The sequence below is a fragment of the Pseudomonas sp. ICMP 460 genome, assembly GCF_002723595.1.
GTDB classification, from domain to species: domain Bacteria; phylum Pseudomonadota; class Gammaproteobacteria; order Pseudomonadales; family Pseudomonadaceae; genus Aquipseudomonas; species Aquipseudomonas kitaguniensis.
Genome location: NZ_LKBR01000017.1, coordinates 80,083 through 92,202, shown reverse-complemented (window position 1 = coordinate 92,202; position 12,120 = coordinate 80,083). Strand labels below are relative to the sequence as shown.

The following is a 12,120-nucleotide window of genomic DNA, read 5'->3' as shown; positions in this document are numbered from 1 at the left end:
GTTTTAACGAGCTGCGCATCGAAGACAAAAAAGGCCAGGAACAAATCTTCCTGCACGCCCAGCGCGACTGGGATGAAAACATCGAGCACGACCAAAAAATCCGGGTCGGCAACGAACGCCACGACACCGTTGAAGCCAACACCTACAGCGAATTCAAGACCGAGGAACACCACACCGTCTACGCCGACCGCAAAGTTGAAGCGCGCGCAGACGACCACCTGACGGTTGCGGTGAACCAGCACGTCAAAATCGGCACCGGGCAGTTCGTTGAGGCGGGCCAGGAGATTCACCTGAGCAGCGGCTTGAAGGTGGTGCTGGAAGCCGGCAGTGAGCTGACGCTCAAGGCCGGTGGCAGTTTTATCAAGATTGATGGCAGCGGCGTGGTGTTCAGCGGGCCGGTGGTGAATGTGAATACCGGTGGCAGCCCTGGCAGCGGAACACCGGCGGCGCCGCTGTTGCCGGGGCCGTTGAAACAGGCGGATGCGGATGTGCCGGGTCAACTGTTGGTGCCGGCGCAGCGGCAAGCGTTAATGCGTGCAACGCCGCGCTGTGAGATCTGTGAGCAGGCTGCGAAGGAACAGACCGAGAAGGACCGTGCGAAGTGAATAACCCTTCACCCGCCAACTTTGTGCTGATCGACGGTGTGTTGCGGCCCGACGCGATTAAACATTTGTACCAGCGCGGCGAACCACTTGATATCGTCCCGCTGTACATCGGCACGCGCTGGCAAGAACTGCATGATGTAGGCCCCATTCTGGTATCGCTGCAGGGCTCATCCGCGCTCATCAATGACATTTGCCAAAGTGCCTTTCAGCAAGCCGATGCCAGCCTGCTTTACAGCCGCGCGCCTATGCCCAGTGTTGCAGCGCACCTACGGCGTTTTATCGCGCCACCGGATGTGCTGGGGGGTAATGGGTTACTGCGGTTTGCCGACCCGTTGGTGACACGTTACTGGTTGGGCAGTCATCAGGGCGAGCACCTGGATGCCGTCTTGGGGCCGATTGAGGCGTGGCATATTCCCCAAATACCGCATTCATGGGAGCTTGCGCAGTCCTGTGAATGGCGAAGTGTATTGCGTGGTGCAACACCTCCTGAATGGGTGAATACCTACGCCCAATTGGGAGAGGCTCAGTTGGCTGCACTCGACCAGGCTGCGCGCTGGCGATTTATGGAGCGCCTGAACCAAAGTTTCGAACAGAGTCACCCAGAACGGATGGCCAAGTTAGACCCGGTCAGCCGCACGCAGTGGTTCGATCAACGGCTGGATGAGGCCGACACCTGGGGCCTGTCCAGCGAGCGCAGCCTGGCCATTTGGGTTGAGTACAGCTTGCGCTGGGGCACCGGGTTTACGGTTCGCCCCAATTCGCCCTATCAGCAATGGCTTGCCAGCACCGCCGTAGCACTCAAGCTGGCTCCAGAGTTACGTATCCAGCAGATGGATAACGATTGCCTGGCCATCGAAATCGACGAGGAAGTGTGATGACGCAGCCCGCCACAGCCGCTCAACTGAAACAGGCCAACCGTAACCAGGCGTTCCAGAACACCTCGATGGCCAAGGGGCAGTGCCCGTTGATGCAAGGGGAAGTGGCGATTTTCCCGGTTCGATACGCCTTGGACGAGTCACCGAAAAAAGGCAGTGCTCAGGGACCTAACCCGCTGCCGTCCAACTGGTCGGGCGGTACGCTGCCATCCTTGAAGAGCCGCAGCTACACCTTGCGCCAACTGCGCGATGGCTGGATTTATGTGTGGAACAGCACCGAAAAAACCTTCCATGAATATCAGGTCAAGGGCGAAATGCTCACGCGCCACACATGGACCGACGGCCAGCTGAATAAAGACGTCCGCAACAATCCGGGCACCACACAACCCTATCTGACGTACCCCCGCAACAGCCAACTGCGCATCGCCTACTCACCTGTGCAATGGACCTGGCGCATGTGCGAGTTGATGCGCAGCCGCGCCACCGAGCAAACGCAATGGATGCGCAAGGTCGATCTGCCGACGTACTGTACGCAGGCAAAAGTCAGCCACGGGGCAGCCATCACCGAGCTGGGCAAAAGTGTGGCGGACATTCTGGTTGCCGGCGAAAAAGCCCCGACCTTCACCAGCACTCTTCTGCCGACCCAGGCAACCGAGGCTGACGCACCGTTCAAGCCGGCCTTCGAGGAGGCACTGGTGCGCGGCAGAGTTCCGGCGCAGGACACGGCGCTCTTCGTTGCGCTGGATGACCCTCTGGCGCTGGTCGACGACTTGAACATGAACCTGATCGGGCGGCTGATGGAGCAGAGCCAGTTCGAAGCGCTGCACCAACACAAACTGCAAAGCGCATTTGCCGTGCAGAATTTATGTGGGCTGAATACCGACGCGCTGATTCCGTCATCAATCAAAGACCCGATTCAGCGGCAAGCCTATACCGACGATCTGTACGCGCTGCTCAGCACCAATGATCAAGTAGAGCGCGGCAAGGACCTGGTGTCTGGCATTGAAGCCCCCTTGGTGGAGATGGGCGCCGCCTCGATAATCAGCGCGTCGCAAACACTGTTCACTTCCAAGTGGGGCAAACTGCCGGAACACACTGCCTGGCAAAACGCTGTCGAGGAGTGGAACGCCAAGCGCCTCTGGCGTGAGGATGTGCGGTTCGATGAGGTGCAACAGTACCTCAGCCAAACCACGCGTGAGGCCTTGCAGTTGCAGCAACATATTCAGCGCAGCGAAGCAGACTTGCTCACATGGCTCGACCAACTGAGCCCGTCTGCCGAGGCCGTTTACCACGACACCTGCAACGAAGAGCAAGCGACTCAGTTGCTCGAAACCGCCCACGCCCTTTACACCGCATTGGGCAACGCGCAGGCCGGGCAAACGTGGTTGTGCGAGCAGGCGAAAAAACCGACCAAACTGTTCGGCCTTGCGCTGTTCAACTTCAACCCGCACGTTGCCAACTTGATCAAGCAGGTGACGCACAACTTCAGCACCACCGGTAACCTCGACGACCAGGGCCGCGAAGGCGATGGCGGTTCTGCCGCGCTGTCGCCCACGTCGGCAGGCGATGCCACCAGCCTCGCTACCCGCACAGGGGAAATCAAAGCGGTGTTCGACCTGGAACTCGTCAAGAACAGCAAGCTTTACAAGGCCATGAGCGACGCCGCAAAAGCCGCCATGACCACCCTGATCAAAGTCGCCAACAACCAAGCCAAAGACGCTTGGCACGGGCTGAGCGGCCTGCTTTTACCGGCGATGAAGCAACAACTGGGGCTACTGCTCGCCGTGCCCCAAGTATTAATTTCTACCGAAATTTCCAGCGCTACCCAACTGGTGTTCAACCCGACCTACCAGCGCGACTTCCAGGCTTGGGCGCTGAAGGTTGCAACCCTGCAGAAAAAGATAGACGGCGACAAACGCATCGTCCATCGCCCCGGCACGCCGCATGATCAACGCTCCGCGCGCATTTCATTACAAGCCCACGAAGCCCAACTTAAAAACCTGATGCTGGAACGCCCCAATCAAATCGTCGCCAAGGCATCCGGCAGCACGCGCCTGAATGCAGGGCTACCGACGATAAATCAATGGCTCGCCGACCTCGGACAATCAGAAGTCATCGCGCAATTGAAACTGACGGGAACCCATGCCTACCTGGACCGCACCCGTGCCTGGATGAACCAGAACCTGGGTAACGCGCTGCCCGTTTTGCTGGTAGGCCTGAATGTGTGGAACGTGTTTAATAGTGCGAATAAGGCATACAACGATGGTCAGTTCTCAGCGGATGAGTGGCGTACGGTGGGTGCGAATGCTGGGTATGCGGCGAATGCGATAGCGGCGTTGTGGGTGGGGCCGGCTTGGAGTCGGGCGGGGGGGATGATGGCTGAGGTGGGCCAAAAGACTCGCAGCTTGGCTCAATCGTCTTATAAAAGTTGGCTTTCAGAAGCAAAAGACGCTGCGGCTACCGGAAATAGCGCCAAAGCCACTGTTGCCAACGAAATGGCAGCGGCTTCGAAAGGTCTGATTTTGCGCACGGTGACGTGGGCGGCGTTAGGGGCTATTGCGGCGGGACTGGAGGCTTGGCAGATTTCCAAGGATGCCGGCGGCGCCACCAGTAAAGAAGAAAGCACGGTACTTTGGGCGAAGTTTGGTGTTGTTTTCGGAATGTCCTTTATTGCAACAGGCCAACTAGTTGGCGCAGCCCTTGGCTCTTTTTTCGGATTTGCCTGGGTTATGTCTACACCGGTGACGATCATTTTGGCGATCTTAGGGATCGCATACTTGATGATCACAATGGTAGCCAACAGATACAAGCGCGAGGGGCTGCGTCTGTGGCTGTTCCGGTGCAGTTGGGGGCGTGAGACTGAATCAAAATGGCTGGGCGATGAGGGGCATCCCAAACAAATGCAAGCCTTATTGGAGACCTTGCAACGGCCCAGCGTATTGGGACGAGCCTTATATTACGGCGGTGGCAGTACGCCAAGAACGTGGCTGGGCTTCTGGGTTCAAATCCAAGTTCCCACAGCGTTGGTGGGTAAAGACATCACCTTGCAACCTGCGATGGTTGAGAAAAAGTACTTATTTTCCGATAACAAACTGCAAACTACAGCAACAGGTTTTTATGAGCAGCTGCTCCACGGTAATTGGGTAGATCCTAAGCAACTTGGACTGCTACCCGATGGTCCTGGCGGCAAAATTGGCCTGACAGATTTTGTATATAAGAACACAGAACAGTACCGTGTTTGGCAGGCATGGATTGGGACATCAACAGCCAGCCCAATTTTTGAGCTTGAGGTTAGATATCCTGCAGGCGTGCTTCAGCGTAATGACGGGCGTGGTTACCTATTTCGATTAGCGCTAGAGTGGGCTTCGAGCGAGGCTGATCGTGCTAATAATGCCTTCAGCGGCGAACTGACGGAAAAAGACGATATAGTACTAAGGCTGAGTGGCACACAGCTACTGAAACTTGCCGTTCCTTCTTAAATTAATTAATGAGTCTTGCGATGTTAAACTTTAGCAAATCACTTGAGCTTCCTCCCCAGCTTCAGTGGAGGTATGAGAATGAGCCAGAGTTGTTGGCGTGGACAATTCGGGCTCGAAATTATAATACATTTGTTGCTAATTTAATGTTTGCATTTATGGTTGCGCTTATATTTGGAGGCTCTCTAATTATGTATTCAGTATATGCAGGGATGAGCCAGCCTTGGCGAACTCTATCCTGCATATTCTTCTTTATTTTTATATCATTTACAATTTCCTGCATGACTCACCAGCGAATGAATTTTGCGTATCGCTTTACTAAGTCGGGCTTAGAGTACTGTGAATGGAAAGATTTCCCTAAGTGGGCACTGACATTCTTAAAATGGTTTTCCGTGGTCACTGCAATTATTTTTATCTACTTGGCAACCATCGATCCAACATTCTTGATTGGAGCGTTGATCGGGCCCGGTGGTATGGGTTTGATATACCTCTCGATGGCAAGTTCCAAGAATTTTCAACGGATGCATACAGAATACCACCATTACTTCTTACATTGGAGAGAGCTTACAAAGTCCACAGAGGCCACCAATAGAGTTATGATAGAACTTGAGTATAAAGTGCCGAAGAAAGACTCTATTTATATGACTATAGGGCGACAGTATGTTTTTTTTACGTCAAAACAAAAAGAGCAGGTTTGTCAGATTGTTAAAAGTAACCTGCTATCTAGCACTCCCTACGTCGTTGAAAAAGTAGACGTCTTAAATTAATTTTTACGCTAAATTTTTATTTTTTTTTTCGTGCTACTGAGCGGCACTATTTTTCGCTAAGTGCTGATTATTTAGCACAGGCGATCTGTATTAAATTTATATATGGCGGATGTGAGCTGGAGAACGGGCGTGGTTATCTATTTCGATTAGCGCTAGAGTGGGCCTCAAGCGAGGCTGATCGTGTTAATAATGCTTTCAGTGGCGAACTGACGGAAAAAGACGATATCGTACTGAAGCTGAATGGCACCCAGCTATTGAAACTGAATGTTCCTTCTTGAGTTAATTAATGAATCTTACGATGTTTAACTTCAAAAAACCGCTTGATCTACCTCCTCAGCTTCATTGGAAGTATGCAAATGAGCCAGAACTGTTAGCCTGGACGATCCGGGCGCGCAACTACAATACCTTTGTGGCGAATGCAATGTTTTGGTTCTGTTTTATCGCTATAACAATTGGCTCTATTTTACTATATCGAGACGCGAAGAGTGATCCGTTATTCAATGGAGTATTAACTATATCGTTTTTTGCAGTCGTAAACACCGCCTTAATATCAATTACACATCAGCGCATGAATTTTGCCTATCGCTTTACTACGTCGGGAGTAGAGCATTGCGAATGGAAAGATTTTCCTAAGTGGGTACTGTCGTTTTTAAAGTGGTTCTCCGGCATCACTGCAATTATCTTTATTTACCTGGCAACCATTGATCCGACTTTTTTGATCGGCGCACTCATAGGGCCAGGCGGAATGGGATTGATGTATTTGTCCATGGCACACTCCAAAAGCTACCGAGAGATGCATACTCAATATCATCACTATGCGTACAAGTGGCACGAAATAACTCAGCTTGCTGTTGCCACCAATAGAGAAGTAGTAGATTTAAAGTACAGTGTCACTCAAGAGGGAAATGATTTCAAAACTAATTGGAGTCTCAATATTTTTTGCAAGCGAAAACAAAAAGAAAGAATGGCTAATTTTATTAGGCCTTATTTGTCGCCAGACGTACCGTTTATCAAAGCCAAGGTTAATGTACCTATGAGCACGGACTAGTGGCAGCGCTTCAGCTCTTGAAGACATTGGTAAAGGTTTAATTCCATAGTTGACGAACATTAAGTTATTTTTTGAGGTTTTTAGGAAGTATCCATTAGGGTTAAATATTTTTGGTTGTCCTGGGGGCGCACACTGATGATTATCAATCTCTACGATGCTACTTGACTAACTATATGGCGGCCCCGGTGGTAAATTTGGTCCTGCAGATTTTTTTAGAATGATATACAACAACACCGTGTGTGTCAGGCATGGATTGGCACATCGACAGCCGGCCCAATTTTTGAGCTGGAGGTTAGATATCCAGCAGGCGTGCTTGAACGTAATGACGGGTGTGGTTATCTATTTCGATCGGCGCTTGAGTGGGTCTCAAGCGAGGCCGATCGAGTTAATAACGCTTTGAGCGGCAAACTGACGAAAAAAGACGATATAGTATTAAGGCTGAATGGCACGCAGCTATTGAAACTGCCGGTTCCTTCTTGAATTACTCAATGAGTCTCACGATGTTCAACTTCAGCAAGTCGATTGATCTTCCTTCTCAGCTCCGATGGAAGTATGAAAACGAACCAGAAATGTTAGGTTGGACAATTCGGGCGCGAAATTATAATACATTTGTTGCTAACTTAATGTTTTTGTTTTTGGCTGCGTTAATATTTGGGTGTTCACTAATTATGTATTCAGTGTATGAAGGAATGAGCCAGCCTTGGCGAACGCTGTCCTGCGTATTTTTCTTTTCTCTCATGATGTTAGTTCTTATGAGTGTCACGCATCAGCGAATGAATTTCGCCTATCGCTTCACTCGGTCGGGGGTGGAACACTGTGAATGGAAAGATTTTCCTAAGTGGGCACTGACGTTCTTAAAGTGGTTCTCCGGTATCACGGCAATTGTGTTTATTTACCTGGCAACTATTGATCCGACTTTTTTGATCGGCGCACTCATAGGGCCAGGCGGCATGGGATTGATGTATTTGTCAATGGCACACTCCAAGAGCTACTAAGAGATGCATACTCAATACCATCACTACGCTTACAGGTGGGAAGAAATCACTCAGCTTGCTATTGCCACCAACAGGGAAGTGGTTGACTTAAAGTACAGTGTCACTCAAGAGGGAAATGACTTCAAAACTAATTGGAGTCTCAATATTTTTTGTAAGCGAAAACAAAAAGAAAATATAGCAAATTTTATTAAGCTTTACTTGTCTCCAGATGTACCATTTGTCAAAACTAAGGTTAATGTTCCTATGAGCACCGACTAGTGAATATGCACCCTTCCTTGAGCCGTATTAATAAAAATTAATGCCAGCGGAGGGATAACGAAATGGGTAGTCACAAAGAGTATGACGACTGGAGAAAACACATGACTGAAAAAGTTGATGAAAAATACATTCCTCTCGAAGAAAAATCGTTATTGGGTTGGGAGTTGACGACAATTGCAGTGCCCAAGCGAGAAATCATTAAGTCACAGACCTACCTGCTTCTTTGCGCAACCATTGCTTGCGCGTATATGACATGGATAATGTGGGCCCGTTTGCCGAGTGCAATTTACGAACTCATTACGCTTTATTTTGTTGGGTACGGACTAGTCATTTACTTGAGTATATTTGCCCTTCGACAAAAAACACACTATCACTACAGAATAACTTCAAGGTCAGGTGAGATAAAATATCGGTTGCACTTCTCAGATTCATCTAGATATTTTTTTAAAATCATCGCCGTCTCTGTTATTTTATTATTTATAGTCGTTGCATTTTTCACGAAATCCTTTCTTTTTCTCATCGGACCTGTGGCAATTGCTCTCGGGTCTGCAAAAATTCTCCTGAACTGGAAGAGCGAAGAAAAATTCTTAAAGGGCTGCCCCTGGGAAGAATATAATTTTGTTACTATAGATAACGAGCGTCTGATGATCATAGCGCATCGTAAAAATCAAACAGTTGGGTTTGAAGCTCGATTTTCAAATATAGAGTTACTTAATCGATATCTATCCATAATTGAGCCACTCCTGTCGACTTCTGTTATATACACAAAGAAAAGCTGGCCTTATTAGCCTAGCCCAAAAATAGATATTTACATATTTATTGCGGTTCATAAGACGCTTGCGCGATGGTATGCTGCTGATCGACCTTTGCCTACAACGTTTAACCTTAAAACTTAAGGACGGCTTGGGCAGTAAGGAGCGGCAAGTAAAATCCTCAAGTCTTGACACGGCTACGATGTTACTCATAGCGTAATAAGGTAATCCAAAACCATGGCAAGCACAGAAATGAGCAGAGCAGAAACTCTTGATGGCCAGCCGCTATGCACCAGTGCTTATAGCGCTGAGGATGTACTCATGAGTTGGAATGCAAAAGCTGTAAGTGCCCCGCCAAGAGAAAATATGAGAGTTCAGTTTTTGCTGATTGCTGGCGCAACCGCAATGAATTTAATTTTAACAATTATAGCTTGTAAAAACCTTCCAGGTTACATACCGGGTTTATTTGCGGCATGCTTTTTTTATACGCCTTAACTTTTGTCTTTATATTGATATCACGCCAAAAAACCGTATTCAGCTACACAATGACTAAGTATTCGGTGGAAGTTGAATATTTTTTATATTACCCAAAGGCTTCAGCGCCTTTTTTAAGGCTTTAGCGATTTTTACAATGCTTCTATTTGTCGGTGCCGCGATCTATACACAATCACCAGCGTTTTTGGTTGGGCCTGCCGCGTTAGCGCTTGGATCGGCAAAGCTTCTCCTCGGCTGGAAAAATGAAAGCAAGTATATTAAAAGCTCTCCATGGCTTGAGTACAATTCGGTGACTATAGACACTAAGCGATTGATGGTTGTTACACATCGCACGAACCCGACGGTAGGATTTGAAGCCCGCTTTCCTAATAAAAAACTTCTTGATCACTACATTTCTGCAATCAAACCCCTTCTTCCAGCAAGCGCAAAATATGAAGAAAAAAGTTGGAATTGGTAGGCCATGTCTTGCAGTAGCTAGAGATCCAATTACAGTACCCCGTACGGTTCGGCGATGAATAGACGATGTTCCTGAACCTCGCGGCGTGGCCTGCCAGCAAGACTATTGCAGGTTGGCGAACGACCCCGTGATCAGCGTTTCGACCTGCGCTTGGCAAGCCATACGAGCCGCACAGCGTGTCGCGCGTATTATTTTGAAAAAAGTCAGCACATCATCCTTAAGGCCGAAAGCCATGGGGGCTCCTTGCCTGACTTTAAAACAACGGTTACCCCGGCCGCCTTGTCAACTGCGCAACGTACAAGCCAACCACCAACAGCATCTGCGCAGTTAATTGGCGCAAACCCCACATCCGGTCTAGCGTTTCCTCTACCACACCCATTCACCGACGGAACAGGAGACCAGCGTGCGTACAACTCAACGCATCATCCACTTGATGCTTCTGGGAGCCTTGGGACTTTCCACCGCCTGGGCGCCCTCCGAGGCATTGGCAGCCGCAGGCGCGCCTGCCTGGAAAGACACCGGTCCGGTCACCAAGCGAAAGCAGAACGAGGTGAATTCCGGTGGCTGGCAACCGCAAGTTCAGCCTGCGCCCAAGGAGGATGCAGAAAACCCCTACAACGAAGGCGAAGACAGTGAAACGTATGACGACGGTGACACGTGAGGTCTGGCGCAATTCGGGCATTGGGGCTAGCGTTTAACCTGGCGACGGTAAACCGCTGTCGTGCGGGATTCATCTACTGACTGGGCGGAATCGACCATGAGTATTTTTCAACGGGTAGTGATGTTGATGAAGGCGTTGGTGCTGTTGTCGTTGGGGATGTCGACGGCTTGGGCGCATAACCCGGCGCAGGGCAGCCAGGCGGGTTTCTCGGCGGCGCAGACGGTGCAGGGCAAGGGCCTGCAGCTGGCCAAGTCGGAATCCGAGGCCGGCGACGAAGACCAGGGTGGCAGCAAGGACGACGACGACCAGCAGACGCCGGACGACGATGCGGATCAAGGCGACAGTGATACGTAAGGCCACCTGCAAACCGCCCTTCGCGCCAGGCTGTCATGCGTCCTGACGGGAAGGGCGGGATAACGCGAGTCTGCTGATGGCTCTCAATCAGCTGATCGCGTCAAAGTAGTCGTAGCTCAGGATGTGTTCTGTCGAAAGCCCTGGCTCTGGGGTATAGCGGGTGCCTTTTGCTGCGGTAAATTTAATACCTTCGCTGCCGAGAGATATGTCGCGCTCGCCGGCTGTTTCGGCATAGGTCGTGTAAACCGTTTTGCGCATCGTCACATACCCGTTCAAGTCGTTTTTCATTGCGTTGAGCGATTCATTTATTTGGGTAGGCGTGAGGTTGAGTTTCTTCTCCAGGCGCACACCCCAACGAGTCAGGCAAACTTCCGCAAAGTGGCGAACAATCTGGCCGGGTTGTGCATACACCTTGGCCCCTTGATTGCCATCGGGGGCAGCGTTACCCACTAACGTTGCATGGCGCCCGGGCATTGGGTAAATGTGCATGTTGGTTGCGTTGTCACAGTCGGGCACCACGCATGCGAACCCCATGGAGCGCTCATCCCTGGCGTAGAACGCCACGTACTCTTTCACGTTGCTTCCGAGTTTTACCCGGCTCTGCTGGAAGTTCAGAGCCCCCGGAACAGGGTCGACCGCAAAGATATTAACTGGCACATTTTTTAATGCAGTGTCGTTGAGCATCGCATTGGCCAGCATATGGCAACTGATCCCGCCGCGGCTCCAACCCACCAGGTTGACCTGGGTGGGAATGATGCCGTCTTTTCGAAAGGTCTTGATGATTTGCTCTTGCAACTGCTGCTGCGTGACTTTGCGCGTGCCGTAATCGTAGGTGCGCCAGTACCAACTGCCGATCACCTTGACGTCTTCAATCGGGATGCCGGCTTTTTGCAGTTGGTTGTAGTTTTCTTCGGTTAGTTTTTCCCGTTGCCAGGTGAAGCTTCCTTTCAGAATATTCATGGCGTGGGTCACGTTTTCCTCCCAGCCGTAACCCAGGGCCGCGCCCTTTACTTGGAGGTAATTACCTGACGCTGTGAACATCTCATCCGCTTGCAAGTTGCCGCTGCCGGGCCCGTCGATAACAATCCATTCGGCGAACTCTTTACTGAGGCTTTGCGTATTTTGCGCGAGTGTTGAGATCAGTTCGCCGTTCCAGTAGCTGGCGTTGCTGTCATCAAATTTAGTTGAGCCGGTGCCGCAGAAAAAAACCGTGAAGGTGGTCATGAGCGCCTACCCATCCGTTGGATAAAAGTCGTGGGCTCATCAAAAGGCAGATAGGGTTTCACGGCTACTGTGAGAACTGACAGGTTGTTAGATTGCTTTCGAATAGTGAACGGTTTTTATCACTGGTAAACCGTGGTGATAGGCAAAAAAAAG

Annotated in this window: 10 protein-coding genes and 2 pseudogenes; 11 read left to right on the top strand and 1 reads right to left on the bottom strand. The window is 50.4% G+C overall.

What is annotated here, in order from left to right:
- The 11 genes and pseudogenes from AO240_RS14285 to AO240_RS14245 form a co-directional block, all read left to right on the top strand.
- Window positions 1-605, top strand: a pseudogene (locus AO240_RS14285) (type VI secretion system tip protein VgrG); the annotation flags it as partial.
- Complete coding sequence (locus tag AO240_RS14280; RefSeq protein WP_099237016.1) at window positions 602-1,480, top strand: DUF4123 domain-containing protein; 879 nt, start codon at window positions 602-604, stop codon at window positions 1,478-1,480. The pseudogene AO240_RS14285 and the gene AO240_RS14280, both read left to right, overlap by 4 nt.
- Window positions 1,480-4,959, top strand: coding sequence for a T6SS effector BTH_I2691 family protein (locus tag AO240_RS14275; protein WP_099237015.1), 3,480 nt, complete (start codon window positions 1,480-1,482; stop codon window positions 4,957-4,959). The genes AO240_RS14280 and AO240_RS14275 overlap by 1 nt, the downstream gene beginning before the upstream one ends.
- A gap of 20 nt (window positions 4,960-4,979) precedes the next feature.
- The gene (locus AO240_RS14270; protein WP_099237014.1) at window positions 4,980-5,723 is read left to right on the top strand and encodes a hypothetical protein; all 744 of its coding nucleotides are present in this window, start codon (window positions 4,980-4,982) and stop codon (window positions 5,721-5,723) included.
- 298 nt (window positions 5,724-6,021) lie between these two features.
- Window positions 6,022-6,771 (top strand): hypothetical protein, encoded by a 750-nt coding sequence (locus AO240_RS14265; protein WP_099237018.1) that lies wholly within the window; start codon window positions 6,022-6,024, stop codon window positions 6,769-6,771.
- Between the two features lie 500 nt (window positions 6,772-7,271).
- Window positions 7,272-8,024: pseudogene (locus tag AO240_RS14260) on the top strand (hypothetical protein).
- A gap of 101 nt (window positions 8,025-8,125) precedes the next feature.
- A complete protein-coding gene (locus tag AO240_RS14255) occupies window positions 8,126-8,812 on the top strand; it encodes a permease (RefSeq protein WP_099237013.1) in 687 nt (228 codons plus the stop codon).
- Between the two features lie 201 nt (window positions 8,813-9,013).
- A complete protein-coding gene (locus AO240_RS28375; RefSeq protein WP_143505375.1) occupies window positions 9,014-9,271 on the top strand; it encodes a hypothetical protein in 258 nt (85 codons plus the stop codon).
- A gap of 136 nt (window positions 9,272-9,407) precedes the next feature.
- Entirely contained in the window at window positions 9,408-9,728 is a 321-nt protein-coding gene (locus AO240_RS28370; RefSeq protein WP_143505373.1) for a hypothetical protein, read from the top strand.
- 403 nt (window positions 9,729-10,131) lie between these two features.
- Window positions 10,132-10,389, top strand: coding sequence for a hypothetical protein (locus AO240_RS14250; protein WP_099237012.1), 258 nt, complete (start codon window positions 10,132-10,134; stop codon window positions 10,387-10,389).
- Between the two features lie 96 nt (window positions 10,390-10,485).
- Window positions 10,486-10,743, top strand: a complete 258-nt coding sequence (locus AO240_RS14245) for a hypothetical protein (RefSeq protein WP_099237011.1) — start codon at window positions 10,486-10,488, stop codon at window positions 10,741-10,743.
- A gap of 87 nt (window positions 10,744-10,830) precedes the next feature.
- On the opposite strand, the gene AO240_RS14240 is transcribed toward AO240_RS14245, so the two are convergent.
- On the bottom strand, window positions 10,831-11,967 hold the full coding sequence (locus AO240_RS14240) for a hypothetical protein (protein WP_099237010.1): 1,137 nt from the start codon (window positions 11,965-11,967) through the stop codon (window positions 10,831-10,833).
- Between the last annotated feature and the right edge of the window lie 153 nt (window positions 11,968-12,120).

What these genes read in the sequence shown, in the direction of transcription:
- AO240_RS14275 (WP_099237015.1), top strand. Translation starts at nt 1,480, where the DNA reads ATGACGCAGCCCGCCACAGCCGCTCAACTGAAACAGGCCAACCGTAAC.
- AO240_RS14270 (WP_099237014.1), top strand. Translation starts at nt 4,980, where the DNA reads ATGTTAAACTTTAGCAAATCACTTGAGCTTCCTCCCCAGCTTCAGTGG.
- AO240_RS14265 (WP_099237018.1), top strand. Translation starts at nt 6,022, where the DNA reads ATGTTTAACTTCAAAAAACCGCTTGATCTACCTCCTCAGCTTCATTGG.
- AO240_RS14255 (WP_099237013.1), top strand. Translation starts at nt 8,126, where the DNA reads ATGACTGAAAAAGTTGATGAAAAATACATTCCTCTCGAAGAAAAATCG.
- AO240_RS28375 (WP_143505375.1), top strand. Translation starts at nt 9,014, where the DNA reads ATGGCAAGCACAGAAATGAGCAGAGCAGAAACTCTTGATGGCCAGCCG.
- AO240_RS28370 (WP_143505373.1), top strand. Translation starts at nt 9,408, where the DNA reads ATGCTTCTATTTGTCGGTGCCGCGATCTATACACAATCACCAGCGTTT.
- AO240_RS14245 (WP_099237011.1), top strand. Translation starts at nt 10,486, where the DNA reads ATGAGTATTTTTCAACGGGTAGTGATGTTGATGAAGGCGTTGGTGCTG.
- AO240_RS14240 (WP_099237010.1), bottom strand. Translation starts at nt 11,967, where the DNA reads ATGACCACCTTCACGGTTTTTTTCTGCGGCACCGGCTCAACTAAATTT.